Source organism: Georgenia satyanarayanai (assembly GCF_023715365.1).
Taxonomy (GTDB): Bacteria; Actinomycetota; Actinomycetes; order Actinomycetales; family Actinomycetaceae; genus Oceanitalea; species Oceanitalea satyanarayanai_B.
In genome coordinates this window covers 206,060-225,715 of record NZ_JAMBNZ010000002.1, presented here as the reverse complement: position 1 = coordinate 225,715, position 19,656 = coordinate 206,060, and the positions used below count along the sequence as shown (strand labels likewise).

At 73.9% G+C, this 19,656-nt stretch carries 18 protein-coding genes; 10 read left to right on the top strand and 8 right to left on the bottom strand.

What is annotated here, in order from left to right:
- Positions 1 to 574 precede the first annotated feature (574 nt).
- The 6 genes from pgl to tkt are packed head-to-tail and all read right to left on the bottom strand — an operon-like array spanning position 575 to position 8,921.
- Positions 575 to 1,351, bottom strand: coding sequence for a 6-phosphogluconolactonase (pgl, locus tag M3148_RS03295; protein WP_251303213.1), 777 nt, complete (start codon positions 1,349 to 1,351; stop codon positions 575 to 577).
- Entirely contained in the window at positions 1,348 to 2,280 is a 933-nt protein-coding gene (locus tag M3148_RS03290) for a glucose-6-phosphate dehydrogenase assembly protein OpcA (RefSeq protein WP_251303212.1), read from the bottom strand. The genes pgl and M3148_RS03290 overlap by 4 nt, the downstream gene beginning before the upstream one ends.
- 11 nt (positions 2,281 to 2,291) lie before the next feature.
- Complete coding sequence (gene zwf / locus M3148_RS03285; RefSeq protein ID WP_251303211.1) at positions 2,292 to 3,830, bottom strand: glucose-6-phosphate dehydrogenase; 1,539 nt, start codon at positions 3,828 to 3,830, stop codon at positions 2,292 to 2,294.
- 21 nt (positions 3,831 to 3,851) lie between these two features.
- Positions 3,852 to 5,573: a glucose-6-phosphate isomerase gene (locus tag M3148_RS03280; RefSeq protein ID WP_251303210.1), complete on the bottom strand. Its 1,722-nt coding sequence runs from the start codon at positions 5,571 to 5,573 to the stop codon at positions 3,852 to 3,854.
- A complete protein-coding gene (tal, locus tag M3148_RS03275) occupies positions 5,570 to 6,691 on the bottom strand; it encodes a transaldolase (RefSeq protein ID WP_251303209.1) in 1,122 nt (373 codons plus the stop codon). The genes M3148_RS03280 and tal overlap by 4 nt, the downstream gene beginning before the upstream one ends.
- Before the next feature lie 58 nt (positions 6,692 to 6,749).
- A complete protein-coding gene (gene tkt, locus M3148_RS03270; RefSeq protein WP_251303208.1) occupies positions 6,750 to 8,921 on the bottom strand; it encodes a transketolase in 2,172 nt (723 codons plus the stop codon).
- A gap of 246 nt (positions 8,922 to 9,167) precedes the next feature.
- On the opposite strand from tkt, the gene M3148_RS03265 reads away from it, so the two are divergent.
- The 10 genes from M3148_RS03265 to M3148_RS03220 all read left to right on the top strand — a co-directional run bounded on the left by M3148_RS03265 (position 9,168) and on the right by M3148_RS03220 (position 17,757).
- On the top strand, positions 9,168 to 10,160 hold the full coding sequence (locus tag M3148_RS03265) for a heme o synthase (protein WP_440136893.1): 993 nt from the start codon (positions 9,168 to 9,170) through the stop codon (positions 10,158 to 10,160).
- A 7-nt stretch (positions 10,161 to 10,167) separates the two neighbouring features.
- Positions 10,168 to 11,139, top strand: a complete 972-nt coding sequence (gene xerD, locus M3148_RS03260) for a site-specific tyrosine recombinase XerD (protein WP_440136892.1) — start codon at positions 10,168 to 10,170, stop codon at positions 11,137 to 11,139.
- Positions 11,140 to 11,355: 216 nt separating this feature from the next.
- Positions 11,356 to 11,700 (top strand): antitoxin, encoded by a 345-nt coding sequence (locus tag M3148_RS03255; protein ID WP_251303207.1) that lies wholly within the window; start codon positions 11,356 to 11,358, stop codon positions 11,698 to 11,700.
- A gap of 378 nt (positions 11,701 to 12,078) precedes the next feature.
- On the top strand, positions 12,079 to 12,945 hold the full coding sequence (locus M3148_RS03250) for a ParA family protein (RefSeq protein ID WP_251303206.1): 867 nt from the start codon (positions 12,079 to 12,081) through the stop codon (positions 12,943 to 12,945).
- Entirely contained in the window at positions 12,932 to 13,810 is an 879-nt protein-coding gene (locus M3148_RS03245; RefSeq protein ID WP_440136891.1) for a segregation and condensation protein A, read from the top strand. The genes M3148_RS03250 and M3148_RS03245 overlap by 14 nt, the downstream gene beginning before the upstream one ends.
- A complete protein-coding gene (gene scpB / locus M3148_RS03240; RefSeq protein ID WP_440136890.1) occupies positions 13,803 to 14,420 on the top strand; it encodes an SMC-Scp complex subunit ScpB in 618 nt (205 codons plus the stop codon). Before M3148_RS03245 ends, scpB begins: the two co-directional genes overlap by 8 nt.
- Positions 14,417 to 15,160 (top strand): pseudouridine synthase, encoded by a 744-nt coding sequence (locus tag M3148_RS03235; protein ID WP_251303205.1) that lies wholly within the window; start codon positions 14,417 to 14,419, stop codon positions 15,158 to 15,160. Before scpB ends, M3148_RS03235 begins: the two co-directional genes overlap by 4 nt.
- A gap of 64 nt (positions 15,161 to 15,224) precedes the next feature.
- The gene (locus M3148_RS03230) at positions 15,225 to 16,346 is read left to right on the top strand and encodes a prephenate dehydrogenase (RefSeq protein WP_251303204.1); all 1,122 of its coding nucleotides are present in this window, start codon (positions 15,225 to 15,227) and stop codon (positions 16,344 to 16,346) included.
- Positions 16,343 to 17,053, top strand: a complete 711-nt coding sequence (cmk, locus tag M3148_RS03225; RefSeq protein ID WP_251303203.1) for a (d)CMP kinase — start codon at positions 16,343 to 16,345, stop codon at positions 17,051 to 17,053. Before M3148_RS03230 ends, cmk begins: the two co-directional genes overlap by 4 nt.
- Positions 17,050 to 17,757, top strand: a complete 708-nt coding sequence (locus M3148_RS03220; RefSeq protein ID WP_251303202.1) for a lysophospholipid acyltransferase family protein — start codon at positions 17,050 to 17,052, stop codon at positions 17,755 to 17,757. Before cmk ends, M3148_RS03220 begins: the two co-directional genes overlap by 4 nt.
- A gap of 120 nt (positions 17,758 to 17,877) precedes the next feature.
- On the opposite strand, the gene M3148_RS03215 is transcribed toward M3148_RS03220, so the two are convergent.
- Both M3148_RS03215 and M3148_RS03210 read right to left on the bottom strand, forming a co-directional pair.
- Positions 17,878 to 18,663 carry an ABC transporter permease gene (locus tag M3148_RS03215; RefSeq protein WP_251303201.1) on the bottom strand — a complete coding sequence of 262 codons (786 nt, stop codon included), beginning with the start codon at positions 18,661 to 18,663 and terminating at the stop codon, positions 17,878 to 17,880.
- Positions 18,660 to 19,556 carry an ABC transporter ATP-binding protein gene (locus M3148_RS03210; protein ID WP_251303200.1) on the bottom strand — a complete coding sequence of 299 codons (897 nt, stop codon included), beginning with the start codon at positions 19,554 to 19,556 and terminating at the stop codon, positions 18,660 to 18,662. The genes M3148_RS03215 and M3148_RS03210 overlap by 4 nt, the downstream gene beginning before the upstream one ends.
- Positions 19,557 to 19,656 lie beyond the last annotated feature (100 nt).

The window sequence follows — 19,656 nt, the reverse complement described above, 5'->3', positions numbered from 1 at the left end:
TCCTCCGGTCGCACCCCTGCCGCGACAGCCGGATTCCTCCCGTTGCACCCCTGCCGCGACAGCCGGATTCCTCCCGTCGCACCCCTGCCGCGACAGCCGGATTCCTCCCGTCGCGCTCCCGCCGCGACAGCCGGATTCCTCCCGTCGCGCTCCCGCCGCGACAGCCGGATTCCTCCCGTCGCGCTCCCGCCGCGACAGCCGGATTCCTCCCGTCGCGCTCCCGCCGCGACAGCCGGATTCCTCCGGTCGCGCTCCCGCCGCGACAGCCGGATTCCTCCGGTCGCACCCCTGCCGCGACGGCCCGAACCCTCCGCTGCGCCGGGAAGCCCACCTTCGGTACGCCCACGCGGTGCAGTCGGTAAGCGGGGAGCCTGCCGCACACCACGGCTCGCAGCGTCCTAGCGAGATCGCTCGGGCCGTCGCAGCGACGGAGGAATCCGGCTGTCGGCGGGTGGGGTGCCGGCGTCGGCGGCGGAGGAATCCGGCTGTCGGCGGGTGGGGTGCCGGCGTCGGCGGCGGAGGAATCCGGCTGTCGGCGGGGAGGGGGGTGCAGGGGCGGGGCGGTGGGCTCAGCTCAGGCGAGGGCGGAGGTGGCGGCGAGGTCGACGAGCCACAGGGTACGGCCGCTCGCCTGCACCCGGCCGGCAGGGACGCTCTCGCCGTCGCCGGTGCGGCCGTCCTCCTCGGGCAGCGAGGTCTGCGCCAGAGCGGCGGCGACGGCCGGGGCCTTGCCCTCGCCGGAGACGACGAGCCACACCTGGTGCGCCGAGCACAGCGTCGGGAGCGTGAGGCTGACCCGCTCGGGCGGCGGCTTGGGTGAGTCGGGCTCGGCGAGGGCGCCGAGGGACTCTTCGGCGAGGCTCGGCCGGCCCGGGAACAGGGAGGCGACGTGGCCGTCGGGCCCCATGCCGAGGAGGACGACGGCGAGCTCGGGCACCGTGGCGCCCGGAGCGGCGTGCGTCGCCAGCTCCTCGGTGTACGCCCGCGCGGCGGCGTCGACGTCGGCGACCGTGTCCGGCCCGGGGACGGCGTGGACGTTCTCGGGCCGCAACGGCAGGTGGTCGAGCAGCGCCTCGGCGGCGTCGACGTCGTTGCGCTCCTCGTGACCCGCGGGCACGAAGCGCTCGTCGCCCCACCACACGTGGACGGCGGTCCAGTCGACCGCGTCACGCAGAGGGTCCACCGCCACGGCGCGCAGGACGTCGACGAGGATGCTGCCGCCCGTGAGGGCGACGTGGACCGGCGTCGCCACGGACTGCGCGTCGACGAGCGCGAGAAGGAAGCGGGCGGCCGTCGCCCGCGCAAGGAGCTCGCCGTCGGGGTGGACGACGACGGGTGCCTGGGTGCTCATGACCGGACCTCCGCCGGGACGAGGGGGAGCCCACGCGTCAGCGTGCGGCCGTAGGTCTCGTCCGCGTCGAGGCGGCGCAGCTCCTCGGTGAGGCAGTCCGCCAGGGCGCGCTCCACCAGGTTGATCCGTTGGTCGATGCGGCCGGGACGACTGAGGATGGCCACGCTCGCGCCCGGGGTGCGGCGCAGCGTGATCGAGCCGTTGGCCCGCTCGAGCTCGACGTGGGTCACGGCCCTGGAGTCCTCGACGCCCACCTCCACGGGGACGCCGAAGGAGTCGGCGAGCCACGCGGCGAGCATGTACACCGACGGCCGGCCCTTCGCGCCCGTGACACGGGCGGCGACGACCGGCTCGTACGGCGGCTCGTCGAGCGTCGCGGCAAGGAGCCCGCGCCACAGGGTGACCCGGGACCACGCGAGGTCGGTGTCGCCCGGGGCGTACCCCGGCGCGAGCGAGCGCAGCGTGCTGAGCGGGTCGGCCGACGCCGTGGCGTCGGTGATCCGTCGCTGGGCCATCGCCCCGAGCGGGTCACGGCTGGGCTCTGCGGGAGGCTGCCCCGTCCACCACACGACGATTGGTGCGTCGGGCAGCAGGAGGGGCATGACGAGGGTGTCGACCGCGTCGGCCGGCTCACCGGTCGGCCTGAGGATGACGACCTCGCTGAGGCCGGCGTCCCCTCCCACGCGGATCTCCGCGTCGATGCTCGCGGGACCGTCGCCGTTCTCGGGGACGACGGCGATGATCCGGCAGGGGTGCTCCCGGGACGCGCCGTTGGCGGCCCGGATCCCGTGCTCGGCGGCCTCGAGGTCGTCGGCGACGATGATGAGGGTGAGCACCCGGGTGAAGGAGTTGGCGCCGCTGGAGCGGCGCATGGCCGACAGTCGGCTGCTCACTGCGGCGGACGTCGTCGCGTGCATCGTGGTGATCATGCTCGTCTCCTCTACGGCATCCGCCAGCGGCGGCCGTCGCGTGCCAACATCTCGTCCGAGCCTACGGTGCCCCACGACCCGGGCCGGTAGGCCTCGGGGCGTCCGTGGGACTCCCAGAACTCCGTGATCGGGTCGAGGATCTGCCAGGACAGCTCCACCTCCCGCTGGTGGGGGAAGAGCGGCGGGTCGCCGAGGAGCACGTCGAGGATGAGCCGCTCGTAGGCCTCGGGGGAGTTCTCGGTGAAGGCGTTGCCGTAGCCGAAGTCCATCGACACGTCGCGCACCTCCATCGCGGTGCCCGGGACCTTGGCGCCGAAGCGGATCGTCACGCCCTCGTCGGGCTGGACGCGGAAGACGATGGCGTTCTGGCCCAGCTCACCGGAGGAGCCGAGGTCGAAGGGCAGGTGCGGGGCCCGCTTGAAGACGACGGCGATCTCCGTGACGCGCCGCCCGAGCCGCTTGCCGGCCCGCAGGTAGAAGGGGACCCCGGCCCAGCGGCGGGAGTCGACCTCCAGGCGCATCGCGGCGTAGGTCTCGGTGACCGAGTCCGGCGAGATGCCGTCCTCCTCGTGGTAACCCCGCACGTGCTCCCCGCCCTGCCACCCGGCCGCGTACTGGCCGCGCGCCGTCGAGGTGGCGAGGTCGTCCCCGAGCCGGACGGCGGAGAGCACCTTCTCCTTCTCCCGGCGCAGCGAGGTCGCGTCGAAGGAGAAGGGCTCCTCCATCGCGGTGAGCGCGAGGAGCTGGAGCAGGTGGTTCTGGATGACGTCGCGGGCTGCGCCGATGCCGTCGTAGTAGCCGGCGCGGCTGCCGATGCCGATGTCCTCGGCCATGGTGATCTGGACGTGGTCGACGTAGTGGTTGTTCCACACCGGCTCGAAGAGCTGGTTCGCGAAGCGCATCGCGAGGATGTTCTGGACGGTCTCCTTGCCCAGGTAGTGGTCGATGCGGAAGACCGAGTCCTCGGGGAACACCTGGGAGACGACGGCGTCGAGCTCACGCGCGGACTCGAGGTTGTGCCCGAAGGGCTTCTCGATGACCACCCGCCGCCACGTGTCGGCCGACGGCTCGGACAGCCCCGAGCGCTTGAGCTGGTTGAGCACGAGCGGGAAGGACCGTGGCGGCACCGAGAGGTAGAAGGCGTGGTTGCCGCCCGTGCCGCGCTCGGCGTCGAGGTCCGCGACCGTCTCGGCGAGCCTGTCGAAGGCGTCGTCGTCGTCGAACTCGCCCTGGACGAAGCGGAAGCCGGAGGCCAGCTGCTCCCAGGTCCGCTCGGAGAACTCCGTGCGGGCGTGCTCACGCACAGCGTCGTGGACGATCTGCGCGAAGTCCTCGGTCGACCAGTCGCGCCGCGCGAAGCCGGTGAGGGCGAAGGACGGCGGGAGCAGGCCTCGGTTGGCGAGGTCGTAAATCGCCGGCAGCAGCTTGCGCTTGGCGAGATCGCCGGTGACGCCGAAGATGACGAGGCCGGCGGGCCCGGCGATGCGGGGCAGGCGGCGGTCCCGGGGGTCGCGCAGCGGGTTGTCCGGCGGGGTCGGTGCGGTGCTCATGGTCTCCTCACGGCCCTGTGGTCAGGTGGTCCGGCGCGTCAGACTACCCGTGAGCCAGGCGAGGGCGTCGGGGGTGTCCACGCGCAGCCGCAGCACCGGCCGGCCGAGGCCGGTGAGCACCCGCGCGTCGGCGTCGGCCTGGGCCGCGACGAGCTCGGCGAAGTCGAAGTCGCGCCCCGGGACCGACACGTGGGCGGGCGCACCGCCCGTGATCATGAGGTAGACCCCGTGCGGCGGGCCGCCCTTGTGGAGCTGGCCGGTGGAGTGGAGGTAGCGCGGGCCCCAGCCGAAGGTGACCGGCCGTCCCGTGCGCGCGGCCAGGCCGTCGCGCACGCCCCGGAGCAGGTCCGGCGCGCGTCCCTCCCTGTCGAGGTAGGCGAGGACGGCGAGGTAGCCGTGCTCAGAGTCCAGCTGATCGAGGAGAGTGGTGACGGCGTCGGGCACGGTCCGCGCGCCGGCGAGCAGCACGCGCGCGGCCCGCACCTCGACGCCCGAGTCGCTGAAGGCCGGCGGCTCGAGGGAAGGCATGCCGCTGAGAAACTCGCGGGTGGCCTGCTTCGTCGCCTCGACGTCGGGCTGGTCGAAGGGGTTGACGCCGAGGAGCCGCCCGGCGACGGCGACGGCGTGCTGCCACAGGAGGAAGGTGCCGCCGAGGGAGCCGGAGACGGTGATCTCGGTGGACTCGGTGTCGGCGTCGAGGTCCGCGCTCACCGCGACCCGTCGCGCGCCGTCGGCGACGTCGTCGAGCTCTGCCGCGGCGTCGTCGTCGGCCAGGGGGGTGAGGAGGACCGGCAGGGTGCGTGCGTCACGCGCGGCCAGCTCGGGGGCGTGCTCGTCGACGACGACGGGGACGAGGCCGCGCCCGTCCTTGCCGAGCGACTCGGCGAGCAGCTGCTCGGCCCACGCGCCAAAGTGGTAGAGCCCGCTGCCGGCGTCGACGAGCAGCACCGTCTCGCGCAGCGGACTGGTGGCGGCCAGCGCAGCGCCGAGGACGAGCGCCGGGTTGGCCTCGGTGTCCTCGGCGAGGAAGGGGGCGACCTCGGCGGCCTCGTCGAGGAGCCTGCCGACGTCGACCCCGGCGAGCGCGCTCGGCACGAGGCCGTAGGCGGACAGCGCAGAGAACCGTCCACCCACCCGCGGGTCGGCGCTGAAGACGGCGCGGTAGCCCTCCTCCCGAGCGAGCTCCTCGAGCGGCGAGCCCGGCTTGGTGACGACGACGACGTGCCGGGCGGGGTCGCGGCCCGCGCCCTGGAGGGCGGCGACGAAGGCGCGCCGGTGGGAGTCGGTCTCCACCGTGGTGCCCGAGCGGGAGGCGACGACGAGCACCGTGCGCGCGAGGTCGCCTTCCAGGACGCGTTCCACCTGCGTGGGCACCGTCGAGTCGAGCACCGTGAGCGGGGTGCCGACGGATCCGGTGATGACCTCCGCGGCGAGCGACGAGCCGCCCATGCCGGCGAGGACCACGCGGTCCAGGCCCTCGGCCCGCAGCTCCTCGCGCAGCGCGGTGACCCGCTCGACGAGCTCGCGGGAGGTCTGGTGGAGGTCGGTCCAGCCGAGACGGTCGCCGACGTCGAGGCCCTCGCCCCACAGAGACACGTCCTGCGCCGCGAGGCGGGAGGCGACGTGCTCGCCGAGGAGGGCAGGGACGGCGTCGTGCACGGCTTGCGCCGCCGCCCCGGTCGCGCTCACCTCGACGACGGCGGTCCCCTCGTCACCCGCCCAGGTGACGATCGCGGGGCTCATTGCCGGCCCGGTGCCTGCAGGCCGGTCGCGACCCGCTCACTCAGCTGGTCCCAGCTGTGCTGAAACTTCTCCGCGCCCTCCGTCTCGAGGGTGTCCATGATCTCGCCGTAGGAGATCCCGAGGCGCTCGAGCCGGTCGAGGACCTCGCGCGCCTCGTCGTAGCGGCCGCGGACCGTGTCTCCCCGCAGCTCGGCGTGGTCGGCGACGGCACGGAGGGTGGCCTCCGGCATCGTGTTGACGACGCCGTCGGTGACGAGCTCGTCGACGTAGCGGGTGTCGGGGTAGGCGGGGTCCTTGACCCCCGTCGAGGCCCACAGCAGGCGCTGCGGGTGGGCCCCGGCGTCGGCGAGGGACTGCCAGCGCTCGGTGCCGAAGATCTCCTCGAAGGCCTCGTGGGCGAGGCGGGCGTTGGCGACGGCGACCTGGCCACGCAGGGCGCGGGCGTCGTCGTCGTCGAGCTCGTCGAGCCGGGAGTCGACCGCCGAGTCGATCCGCGAGACGAAGAAGGAGGCGACGGAGTGGATCGTCGAGAGGTCCACCCCGGCGAGCTGCGCACGCTCCAGGCCGTCGGTGTAGGCCCGTGCCACGGCGCGGTAGCGGTCGAGGGAGAAGATGAGGGTGACGTTGACGCTGATGCCCTCGGCGATCGCCTCGGTGATCGCCGGCAGCCCCTCGGTCGTCGCGGGGATCTTGACGAGGAGGTTGGGCCGGTCGACGAGCTGCCACAGCTCGCGGGCCTGGGCGATGGTCGCGTCGGTGTCGTGGGCGAGGTACGGGTCGACCTCGATCGAGACGCGTCCGTCGGCGCCACCGGTGCGCTCGTAGACGTCGAGGAAGCGGTCACAGGCGTTGCGGACGTCGGCGGTGGTGAGCGCGGTGATCGCGGTGGGGACGTCGGCGCCGTCGGCGGCGAGGGCGGCGAGGTCGGCGTCGTACCGGGTCCCCTCCGACAGCGCCGAGGCGAAGATCGAGGGGTTCGTCGTCACGCCGACGACGTGGTCCTCCGCGAGGAGTGAGGTGAGGGACTGCGCCCCACCGCCCTCGAGGCGTTCGCGGGACAGGTCGTCCAACCAGACGGAGACGCCGAGACTGCTCAGCTCGGCCAGGTGGTTCGTCATTGCTCCTCCTCGCGTGGGCCGGGTCCCGGCGGCGGGTGCCGCCGGGACCCGGGTCGTGCTACTTGGGCAGGTCGCCGGTCCCGCCGGGGGCGGCGTCCTGGTCGGTGCCGGGGGAGTCGTGGCCGGCTGCGGCCAGCGACTCGCGCGCCTTGGCGACGGTCGCCTCGGCGGTGATGCCGAACTCCTCGTACAGGCGCTCGTAGGCGGCCGAGGCGCCGTAGTGCTCGATGCTCACGCAGCGGCCGGCGTCGCCGACGATCTCGTGCCAGCCCTGGGCGATGGCCGCCTCGACGGAGACGCGTGCCTTGACCGAGCCGGGCAGCACCTCCTCCTGGTAGGCGTCGTCCTGGAGCGCGAACCACTCGCGGCACGGCATCGACACGACGCGCGTGGCGACACCGTCGGCCTGGAGGGTCTCGCGGGCCGCGAGCGCGACCTGCACCTCGGAGCCGGTGGCGATGAGGATGACCTGCGGCGTGCCGCCGGCGGCCTCGGCGAGGACGTAGCCGCCGCGGCCGACGCCCTCGGCGCTGGCGAGCGTGTCACCCTCGGCCGCGCCGGAGCCGCGTGCCGGATTCGGCACGTTCTGGCGGGTGAGGACAAGGCCGGCGGGACGCTCGGTGTTCTCGAGGATGGTGCGCCACGCGACGGCCACCTCGGCGGCGTCGGCCGGACGGACGACGTCGAGGCCGGGGATCGCGCGCAGCGCGGCGAGGTGCTCGATCGGCTGGTGGGTGGGGCCGTCCTCACCGAGACCGATGGAGTCGTGCGTCCACACAAAGGTGGTCGGGACGCCCATGAGGGCGGCAAGGCGCACCGGCGGGCGCATGTAGTCCGAGAAGGTGAGGAAGGTGCCGCCGTAGGGGCGGGTGAGGCCGTGGAGGGTGATCCCGTTGAGGATCGAGCCCATGGCGTGCTCACGGATGCCGAAGTGGAGCGTGCGGCCGTAGGGGTTGCCGGGGAACATCTTCGTGGAGCGCTCGACCGGCAGGAAGGACGGCTCGCCCTTCATCGTCGTGTTGTTCGAGCCCGCGAGGTCGGCGGAGCCGCCCCAGAGCTCGGGCAGCACGGGCGCGAGCGCGCTCAGCACGGAGCCGGAGGCGGAACGCGTGGACACGGCCTTGCCCGCCTCGAAGGTGGGCAGCGCGTCGGTCCAGCCCTCGGGCAGCTCGCGGGCGCTCAGGCGCTCCAGGAGGGCGGCGCCCTCGGGGTTGGCGGTGCGCCACGCCTGGAAGGAGGTCTCCCACTCCTCGCGGAGGGCAGCGCCGCGGTCACGGACCTGACGGACGTGGCTGAAGACCTCGTCGCTCACCTCGAAGCTCTGCTCGGGCTCGAAGCCGAGGACCTCCTTGAGGCCGCGGACCTCGTCGCCGCCGAGGGCAGAGCCGTGGATGGCGCCGGTGTTCTGCTTGGTGGGCGCGGGCCAGCCGATGATCGTGCGCAGCGCGATGATCGTCGGACGGTTCGTCTCCGCCTTGCCGGCCGCGATGGCGGCGGCGAGCGCGTCGACGTCCTCGGTGTAGCCGGTCCCGCCGTCGGTCCAGTCCACGCGCTCGGTGTGCCAGCCGTAGGCCGCGTAGCGGGCGAGGACGTCCTCGGTGAAGGCGATGTTGGTGTCGTCCTCGATCGAGATCCTGTTGTCGTCCCAGATGACGACGAGGTTGCCGAGCTGCTGCACGCCGGCGATGGAGCTCGCCTCGGAGGTGACGCCCTCCTGGAGGTCACCGTCGGAGGCGATGACGTAGATGTGGTGGTCGAAGGGGCTGGTGCCCGCGGCGGCCTCCGGGTCGAGCAGGCCACGCTCGCGGCGGGCGGCCATGGCCATGCCCACGCCGTTGGCCAGGCCCTGGCCGAGCGGGCCGGTGGTCACCTCGACGCCCTCGGTGTGGCGGTACTCGGGGTGGCCGGGGGTCTTGGAGCCCCAGGTGCGCAGCGCCTTGAGGTCGTCGAGCTCCAGGCCGTAGCCGGAGAAGTAGAGCTGGATGTACTGCGTCAGCGCGCTGTGCCCGGCGGAGAGCACGAAGCGGTCGCGGCCCGCCCAGTGCGGGTCCGCGGGGTCGTGGCGCATGACGTTCTGGTAGAGCAGGTAGGCGGCGGGGGCCAGGCTCATCGCCGTCCCCGGGTGGCCGCTGCCGACCTTCTCGACGGCGTCGGCTGCCAGGACGCGCGCGGTGTCCACCGCGCGACGGTCGAGGTCGCTCCACCCGGCCTGGGTGCTGGTCTCGCTCACTAGGTCTCCCTCGGTGTGGGTCACGGCCGGCCGGGAACCCGACCGGTACGTCTACGGATGTGGTGACCCTATCGCCGCCGTCGGCCGCAGAGAGATTGTTGCCACATGGTGCACAGCGCGCACCCGGTGTGAGCAAGTCGGCACCCCCTTCCGGGCGCGGGGACTGGCCGTTCCCCGGGGGCAGGCCCGTAGGATGGGGGTTGCCCGCGCAACAGTCGGAGCGCGAGATTGGAAGTGGAACGACGCGTGCGTAGTGTGCAGCCGGCGCCCGGGCGCCAGACCGAGGAGGTGGCACCCCACGTGTCCGACCGTTCGACGCTGCGGTCCAGCCCCGGCCCCTCCGGACCGGCCGCGACCCGCGCCGACCGCGTCAAGGCCTACGTCGCGCTGACCAAGCCTCGCATCGTCGAGCTCCTCCTCATCACCACCATCCCCACGCTCTTCCTCGCCGCCGGTGGCTGGCCGGGCCTGTGGCTCACCGTGGCCACGATGGTCGGCGGCTACGCGTCCGCGGGCTCGGCGAACACGTGGAACATGATCATCGACCGGGACATCGACAAGCTGATGAACCGCACGAAGCAGCGCCCGCTCGTCACCGGTGTGCTGTCCGTGCGGCAGGCGACCGTCTTCGCCGTCGTCCTCGGGGTCTTCTCCTTCCTGTGGTTCGGCCTGCTCGTCAACTGGGCCTCGGCCTGGCTGTCCCTCGCCGCCGTCGCCATGTACGTCGTCGGGTACACGCTGCTGCTCAAGCGGCGCACCACCCAGAACATCGTCTGGGGCGGCGCGGCGGGCTGCATGCCCGTGCTCATCGGCTGGTCCGCGGTGACCGGCACGGTGGAGTGGCCCGCGCTGGTCCTGTTCGGCATCATCTTCTTCTGGACCCCGCCGCACTACTGGCCCCTGTCCATGCGCTTCAAGAAGGACTACGCGCGTGCCGAGGTGCCGATGCTGCCGGTGGTGGCCTCGGACAAGAAGGTCGCGGTCCAGATCCTCCTGTACGGCGCGGCCATGGTGGCCTGCTCGCTCGTGCTCGTGCCCGTGGCGGGGATGACGTGGGTGTACGCGGCGATCGCAGCGCTCGCCGGCGCCTGGTTCATCGCCGGGTGCCTGCGCCTGCTGGCCCGTGCCCGCCACCCCGAGCGCGGCAAGCTCGCGGCGATGAAGGTCTTCCACGCCTCGATCACCTACCTGACGATCGTCTTCGTCGCCGTGGCGGTCGACCCGTTCCTCCCGCTGTAGGAGTGACGTGACGCGCACGACGACGACGTCTGCCGCGCAGCCGGGCCCCTCGACCGCACCGGCGCTGGGGCGCGCACTGGAGGAGTACCTCGCCCACCTCGGGGTGGAGCGGGGGCTCAGCGAGCACACCCTGTCCGCCTACCGGCGTGATCTCAGCCGCTACGCCGCCTATCTCACCGTCCGCGGGCGCCGCGAGCTGGGGGAGGTGGCCGCCGCCGACGTCGCCGAGTACGTCGAGGCGCTGCGCACCGGGTCAGACGGCGGACGGGCGCTGGCCGTCTCCTCCGCCGGTCGCGCCGTCGTCGCCGTCCGTGGCTGGCACCGCTTCGCCGTGCTCGAGGGCCACGCCGCCCATGACCCGAGCGCGGACGTGCGCGCTCCCGCGACCTCGCGGCGGCTGCCCAAGGCGCTGAGCACCGACGACGTCGAACGGCTCCTCGAGGCCGCCTCCCTCGGCGAGGGGCCGGTGCCGCTGCGTGACCGGGCGCTCCTGGAGGTGCTGTACGGCACGGGGGCACGGATCAGCGAGGCGGTCGGCCTGTCCGCCGACGACCTCGACCTCGACGGCGGCACGGTGCGCCTGTTCGGCAAGGGCCGCCGCGAACGGGTGGTGCCGGTGGGCCGGTACGCCGTCGAAGCGGTGGAGGCCTACGTCGTACGCGCCCGCCCGGAGCTGGCGCGCGCCGGCCGGGGGACGTCGGCGCTGTTCCTCAACCAGCGCGGCGGTTCGCTGAGCCGGCAGAGCGCCTGGGCGGTGCTCCAGACGGCCGGTGCGCGCGCCGGCCTCGGGGAGCACGTCTCCCCGCACACGCTGCGCCACTCCTTCGCCACCCACCTCCTGGCCGGCGGCGCCGACGTCCGCGTGGTCCAGGAGCTCCTCGGCCACGCCTCGGTGACGACGACGCAGATCTACACGCAGGTGACGGTCCAGGCGATGCGCGAGGTCTACGCCACCGCCCACCCCCGCGCCCGCAACTAGCCGGCCTCCGCCTGGGACGCACCTCCGGTCGTCTCGACGCACCTCCGGCCGGCTCCCGGCGGACGGGAGGTGCGTCCCAGGCGATCCGGTGGCAGCCGGACGCCGCGGCAGCGCGCGGGCGGTGGGCGTGGTCGGCACGCCAGAGGCCTGCGCTCCCGGGGTGCGGGCTCGGCGAGGGGCGCCCATCCTGGGCGGGACCCCGACCGAGGAGGACCCATGGGACTCGGAGACATGGCCAAGAAGGCCAAGGACGCCCTGAGCAGCGACAAGGGCGAGCAGACGAGCGACAAGGTGATCGACGGCGCCGCAGACCTCGCGAACAAGGTGACCGGCGGGAAGCACGCCGACAAGGTCCAGCAGGGCCGTGACGCCGCGGACGCGCGCATCGGTACCACCGGCACGGACCCGGCCACCATGAGTACGACGACGCACGCGACCGGCGGGACCGACGGCGTCAACGCGGCCGGCAACGCCGGTGGCAGCAGCCACGGCTCGGGCACCACGGCTGCCGGGGCCGACAGCCCCGGTCCGGACCAGCCCACCGGCCGCCACCGCGCCTGACCGGCCGGCGGACCCCCACCTCCCGCTGCCGAGAGCCGACCTTCTCCCCTGACACCGCGTGCTGTCAGGGGAGTCCGTCGTCCCGGGCCCGAGACGGACGGGGCCTCGGAGGGGCGAGGATTCCGGCTGTCGGCGGGAGGTGCGGGGCCTCGGCGGGGCGAGGACTCCGGCTGTCGGCGGGAGGTGCGGGGCCTCGGCGGGGCGAGGACTCCGGCTGTCGGCGGGAGGTGCGGGGCCTCGGAGGGGCGAGGATTCCGGCTGTCGGCGGGAAGTGCGGGGCCTCCCAAGGGGCGAGGATTCCGGCTGTCGGCGGGGGAGAGTGGGGGTGCTCCCGCGTGCCGCTCGCCTCGGACGCCGTCGGCGAACTAACGTGGAGGGGTGAGCGACGCACACCAGCCGACCCTGATCGACGCCTCCGGCGACGGGCAGGTCGCCGACTTCCCCGAGCCGGCGCCGCTCGACTCCCACGGACCGGCGCGCATCATCGCCATGTGCAACCAGAAGGGCGGGGTCGGCAAGACGACGACGACGATCAACCTCGGCGCCGCGCTGGCCGAGTACGGCCGCCGCGTCCTCATCGTCGACTTCGACCCCCAGGGCGCCGCCTCGGCGGGCCTCGGCGTCAACGCCAACGAGCTCGACCGCACGATCTACTCCGTGCTCATGGAGCCCCGCTCCGACGTCCGCGAGATCATCCACGAGACGGCGGTGGAGAACCTCCACATCGTGCCGGCGAACATCGACCTGTCCGCCGCCGAGGTCCAGCTCGTCACCGAGGTCGCCCGCGAGCAGGCCCTCAGCCGCGTGCTGCGCCCCGTCCTGGACGAGTACGACCTCATCCTCGTCGACTGCCAGCCCTCGCTCGGACTGCTCACCGTCAACGCGCTCACCGCGGCGCACGGCGTGATGATCCCGCTCGAGGCGGAGTTCTTCGCGCTGCGCGGCGTCGCCCTCCTCATGGAGACCATCGACAAGGTGAGCGAGCGGATCAACCCGCGCCTCGAGCTCGACGGCATCCTCGTGACGATGTACGACGGCCGCACCCTCCACGCCCGTGAGGTCCTCGAGCGGGTCCGCGAGGGCTTCGGCAACCAGGTCTTCGACACGATCATCAACCGCACGATCAAGTTCCCCGACGCCACCATCGCCCTCGAGCCGATCACGAGCTACGCCCCCACCCACGCCGGGGCGCACGCCTACCGGCGCCTGGCCCGTGAGCTCGTCGCCCGCGGTGACGTCGCCTGAGGCGGCTGCGGCCGCACCCCCGACCCCGCGGCCAGCGGCCGCCGGCGCCGCGCCCCAGGACCGCACCGCCTTCGCGGTGACGCTGGAGAACTTCTCCGGACCCTTCGACCTCCTCCTGTCCCTCATCGCCAAGCACAAGCTCGACATCACCGAGGTCGCGCTGGCGAGGGTCACCGACGAGTTCATCTCCCACCTCGCCGGCCAGGCGGAGTGGGACCTCGGCCAGGCGAGCGAGTTCCTCGTCGTCGCCGCGACCCTCCTCGACCTCAAGGCCGCCCGGCTGCTGCCGCGGGGCAGCGTCGAGGACGAGGAGGACCTCGAGCTCCTCGAGGCCCGTGACCTCCTCTTCGCCCGCCTCCTCCAGTACCGCGCGTACAAGGAGGTCGCCGCCGACCTCGAGCGCCGCTGGGCCGTCGGCACCCGCTCCTACCCGCGCTCGGTGAGCCTCGAGCCGCACTTCGCGGCCCTGCTGCCCGAGCTCGTCATCCGGGTGGGCCCCGAGCGCCTCGCCCAGCTCGCCGCCGCGGCCTTCGCCCCGCGTCCCGGGCCGCCACAGGTGGACCTGGGCCACCTCCACGCGCCCGTCGTCCCGGTCCGTGAGCAGGCGGCCCTCATCGTCGAGCGGCTCCGCCGCCACCGCACCACGACCTTCCGTGCGCTCACCGCCGACGCCGAGTCCACCGCCGTCGTCGTCTCGCGCTTCCTCGCGCTGCTCGAGCTCTTCCGTGAGGGCGCCATCACCTTCGACCAGGCACAGCCGCTGGGCGAGCTCACCGTACGGTGGTCCGGGAGCGAGGAGGGCGACGTCGTCGTCGCCGACGACTACGACGCCACGGACGAGGACGAGGGACGCACCGATGACTGACGCCGAGCAGGAGGCGCCGCGCTACGAGCCGGTGCCCGACGACGTCATGCCGCGCGAGCACCTCGCCGCCCTCGAGGCGATCCTCATGGTCGTCGACGAGCCCGTGCCGGCCGCCCAGCTCGCCAGCGTCCTCGGCCTGCCCACCGGGCAGGTCAGCGAGCTGCTCACCGAGCTCGCCGCGGACTACGCGGGGGAGCGGGGCGGACGTCCGCGCGGCTTCGAGCTGCGCGAACTCGCCGGCGGGTGGCGCGTGTACTCGGCGCCGGCCTACGCCGACGTCGTGGGCCGCTTCGTCGTGGACGGCCAGACCGCCCGCCTCACCCAGGCGTCCCTCGAGACGCTCGCCGTCATCGCCTACCGCCAGCCCGTCTCGCGCGGCCGGGTGGCCGCGATCCGCGGCGTCAACGTCGACGGCGTCGTCCGCACCCTCCTCGCCCGCGGGCTCATCGAGGAGGCCGGGCACGACGACGACGGCGGTGCGGTCCTCTACCGGACGAGCTCCTCCTTCCTCGAGCGGATGGGGCTCGGCTCGCTCGGCGACCTGCCCCCGCTCGCCCCCTACCTGCCCGACCTCGACACCCTGGACGACCTGGAGGGAGACCTGCGATGACCGACGTGCACCAGCCCGGAGGAACCCGACTGCAGAAGGTCCTCGCCGCGGCGGGCTACGGCTCGCGACGCGCCTGCGAGAACCTCATCGCCGACGGGCGGGTGACCGTCGACGGGCACCGCGTCGACGAGCTCGGCACCCGCGTGGACCCGGCCACCGCCGTCATCCACGTCGACGGCGTGCGCCTGCAGCTCGACGAGACGAAGGTGACGCTCGCGCTGCACAAGCCCGCCGGCGTCGTATCGACGATGAGCGACGAGCAGGGGCGCCCGGACCTGTCCCGGTACGTGTCCGACCGCGCCGAGCGGCTCTTCCACGTGGGCCGCCTGGACGAACGGACCGAGGGGCTCATCCTCCTCACCAACGACGGCGAGCTCGCCCACCGCCTCGCGCACCCCTCCTACGAGGTGGCCAAGACCTACGTCGCCACGGTCGAGGGCGAGGCCCCACGCGCGCTGGCCCGCCGCATGCGCGAGGGCATCACGCTCGAGGACGGCCCCGCCCACGCCGACCGCTTCACGGTGCTGGAGACCTCGCCGAGCGCGTCCGTCGTCGAGATCGAGCTGCACGAGGGCCGCAACCGCATCGTGCGCCGCATGCTCGAGCAGGTGGGCCACCCGGTGACGCGCCTCGTGCGCACCCGCTTCGGCACCGTGCGCCTGGGCCAGCTCAAGCCCGGCCACACGAGGGTCATCTCCGGCACCGAGCTCGGCACGCTGATGTCGAGCGTCGGCCTGTGAGCCGGGCGGTACTCTGTCCCGGGCGCCGCGCCGGGCGGCCCACGGGCAGGGAGGAAGCAGGAGCGTGACGAGCCAGGCGGCACCCCTGACGACGGGCCCCGTCAAGGTCGTCGGCACCGGGCTGCTGGGGACGAGCATCGCGCTGTGCCTCGCCGGCCAGGGCGTGCCGGTCCAGCTCTCCGACGCCTCACCCTCCGCGCTCGCCCTGGCACGCGACATGGGCGCGGGTGAACCCGTCCACGACGCGAGCCCCGAGCCCGCCGTCGTCGTGGTCGCGACCCCGCCCGACGTCGCCGGCCCGGTCGTCCTTGACATGCTCCGCCGTCACCCGGGCGCCGTCGTCACCGACGTCGCGAGCGTCAAGGCCGTCATCGCGGCCGAGGTCGCCGAGGGGGCCGACGACGGCGCCCGCACCCGGTACGTCGGCTCCCACCCCATGGCGGGCCGGGAGCGCTCCGGCGCGATCGCCGCGGACGCGGACCTCTTCGCGGGCCGGCCGTGGGTCATCTCCGCCGCCGACGACGCCTCGCCCGCCGCCGCGGGGGCCGTGCGCGCCCTCGCCCTCGACGTCGGCGCCCTGCCGGTGCCGCTCGCGCCGCAGGAGCACGACGACGCCGTCGCCCTCGTCTCCCACATCCCCCAGCTGGCGGCGTCGCTCGTCGCGGCGCGTCTCGTCGACGCGCCCGAGGCGGCGCTCTCCCTCGCCGGGCAGGGCCTGCGCGACGTCACCCGGATCGCCGCCTCCGACCCGCGGCTGTGGGCCGCGATCCTCGTCGGCAACGCGGGGCCCGTCGCCGCGGGGCTGCGCGAGCTGCGCGCGGACCTGGACGCGCTCATCGACAGCCTCGACCGCGCCGCCACCGACGGGCCGCTGGCACCCGGGGCGATGGGCGCGCTGAGCGCCGTCGTCTCCGCCGGCAACACCGGCGTGGGCCGGGTCCCGGGCAAGCACGGCGGCGCCCCGCGCCGCTACGCGACCGTCCAGGTGCTCGTCCCGGACGAGCCCGGCGAGCTGGGCCGCCTCTTCGGCGAGGTCGGGGAGATCGGCGTGAACATCGAGGACCTCCTGCTCGAGCACTCGGCCGGCGCCCGGGTGGGCATCGCCCACCTGTCGGTGGTGCCGGCCGCGGCGGCCGAGCTGGAGCAGGAGCTGACGACCCGCGGATGGAGAGTGGTGGCGGAATGACCGCACCGGTGACGGTGGCGATCGACGGGCCCTCGGGCTCGGGGAAGTCGACGATCAGCAGGCGGCTCGCAGCCGCGGAGGGCCTGGCCTACCTCGACACCGGGGCGATGTACCGCGCCGCGACGTGGTGGTGCCGCCGCCAGGGCGTCGAGCTCACCGACACCGCCGCGGTCGCCGCGGCGACCGAGGTCATGCCCCTCGACATGGGCGTGGACCCGGGCGACCCGACGATCACGTGCGACGGCGTCGACATCACGGCCGCGATCCGGCGCTCGGAGATCTCCTCGGTCGTCTCGGCGGTCGCGACGAACCTCGACGTCCGCGCCCAGCTGCGGGAGCGGCAGCGCGCCATCATCGCCGCCGAGCGGCAGCCGGGCGGGCACAGCGACGGCCGCGGGATCGTCGCCGAGGGGCGTGACATCACGACCGTCGTCGCCCCGGACGCGGACGTGCGCATCCTCCTCACCGCCGACGAGGCAGCGCGCCTGGCGCGCCGGGCCCGTGAGCTCCACGGCACCGTGGACGACCAGGCCATCGCGGCGACCCGCGACGAGGTCGTGGGCCGCGACGCCCAGGACTCCACGGTCTCCACCTTCCTCACCGCGGCCGACGGCGTCGTCACCATCGACTCCTCGGCCCTCGACATCGACCAGACGCTCGCCGTGGTCCGGCGCGTCGTCGCGCAGGCGCGGCAGGAGGAGCAGTGAGCACCGCGCGGCCGGCCGCCGAGCCCTCACGTGGCTCCCGGGTCAAGGCGGAGGACATCTACCGCTGGGGTCCGGTCTGGTCCCGGCGCGTGGGCCAGTTCCTCGACCACGTGTGGTGGAACACCAAGGTCTACGGCGCGGAGAACGTCCCGCGCACCGGGCCGGTCATCGTCGCCTCCAACCACACCGGCGTCATCGACGGCCCGCTGCTCCACGGCGCCATCCCGCGCGGCTCGCACTTCATCATCAAGCAGGAGTTCTGGGACTCCCCGCTCGGGTTCCTCATGACGCTCGCCGGGCAGATCCCGGTGGACCGGCGCCACGGGCGGGCGTCCCTCGCCGTCGCCCAGCAGATGCTCCACGAGGGGCGCGCCGTCGGCATCTTCCCCGAGGGCAACCGCGGGACGGGCAACGTCCAGTCCACGCGGGCGGGCGTCGCGTGGCTCGCCGTGCACGGGAACGCGCCGGTCGTGCCGGTCGCCTGCCTCGGCACCCGACCCGCCGGCAAGAAGGTCGGCTACGTCCCGCCGCCGCGCGCCCGCCTGCACGTCGTCTTCGGCAAGCCGATCGTGCTGGACACCGGGAAGCGTGAGGGCGGCAACCGCGAGGTCATGACGCGGGCCATGGAGCAGATCCACCAGGGCCTGGCCGCGCACGTCGAGGACGCGGTCCGCCAGAGCGGCATCCCGCTCCCCACCCCCTGACCTCCGCGCCAGCACCCCCTCCGCGCCGAGCACCCGCACCCCAACCCCCTGCCGCCGACAGCCGGATTCCTCCTGGAGGAATCCGGCTATCGGCGCAACGGGCGGGGGCGCGGGGCGAGGTCAGCTGACGTCGCGGCGGGCGGTGCGCCACAGGCCGACGGCGAGGGGCACCCCGATCCACACGAGCGAGGACGTCGCGAGCTGGCCCCACGTCGTCGCCGTCATCTGGCCCTCCATGAGCGGGCCCATGGCGGAGTCGAGGCTGAGCCACTCCGCCGGGCGCTGCAGCGCGGAGACGAGCATGGTGAGGACCGTCCACAGCGTCGGCAGCGCGAGGTAGGCGACGATCGCGACCGGCGTGCTCAGCAGCGCCAGCCCGAACGCGAGGCCCTGGGCGACGAGGAGCAGCAGGGCGAGGAGCATCCCGCCGAGCACGGACCACTCCAGGGCCCACGAGCCGTCACCGTCGAGCGCGACCATCCCGACGACGTTGAACAGCGCCCCGGCCAGCAGCGCGGCGACCATGACGGCGAGCCCCAGCCCCAGGGCCGAGACCATCTTGGCGGCGTTGACCCGCGTGCGGCGCGGCTCGAGCGTGAAGGTCGTCAGCGCGGTGCGCTGGGACCACTCGCCGGTGGCGGCCATGATCCCGATGAGCGGCAGGAGGAGCATCTGCGCGAGGGAGGAGGCCATGGTCAGCTCCTGCCAGGTGCGCATCTGCGGCTCGCCGGTGAACAGGACGAGCGCGATGAGCCCCGCGTTGAGCAGGACGATCACCGCGAGCAGCCACACGCCGGCGCGGGTGTCGACCTGCTTGCACAGCTCGACGAGCGCCAGGCGCGTGAAGGGGACGCCCGGGGGAGCGGTGCGGGCGGGTGAGGGGCGGGTGGCGGTGGTCGCGGTCATGCTGCGGTCTCCTCTCGCCCGTGCTGGGCGGTCGTGTCGAAGAACAGGTCCTCCAGGCCGGTGGCGGCCGAGGGCCGCAGGTCGGTGAGGACGACGGCGGCGCCCAGGGCGGTCCGGCCGACCTCCTCCGCCGTGGCCGACGTCGTGATCCCCGTCCCGGCGCGGGTCACCTCGTGCCCGGCGGCGCTGAGGGTCTGAGCGAGCAGCGCGTCGTCAAGGCTGCGCACCTGCGTGCCCGGGGTGGCGAGGAGCTCCTCGGCGCTGCCCTGGGCGAGGATGCGGCCGCTGCCGATGATGACGAGGTCGTCGGCGACGGCCTCGACCTCCCGCAGCAGGTGGGAGGACAGGAGCACCGTGCCGCCGTCGTCGGCGAAGCCGCGCAGCAGCGCCCGCATCCAGCGGATGCCGGCGGGGTCCAGACCGTTGACGGGCTCGTCGAGGATGAGGACCTCCGGCTCGCCGAGGAGGGCGTGGGCCAGGCCGAGGCGCTGGCGCATGCCGAGGGAGTAGGTTCGCGTCCGCGCGCCCGCCTCGGAGGCGGTGAGCCCGACGGTCGCGAGGACCTCGTCCACCCGGCCCGGGCGCAGGCCCATGAGCCGCGCGGACAGGTGGAGCACCTCGCGGCCGGTGCGCCCGGCGTGCTGGGCGGAGGCGTCGAGGAGGACGCCGACCCGCCGGCCGGGGTTGACGAGCTCGCGGAAGGGCGAGCCGAGGATGGTGGCGCGGCCCGACGTCGGCGTGGTGAGGCCGGTGAGCATGCGCATGGTGGTCGACTTCCCGGCGCCGTTGGGGCCGAGGAAGCCGGTGACCCTGCCGGGGCGGGCGGTGAAGGAGACGTCGTCGACGACGGCGCGGGTGCCGTACCGCCGGGTGAGGTGCTCTGCGGTGATCATGGGGACCACACTTCCGGCCGGCGACCGCGCGCGGATCGGCGGTCCGGCTCGGAGGCGTCAACCTTTCGGCTGACGACGGCGAGCCCTGCGGTGGACCGAG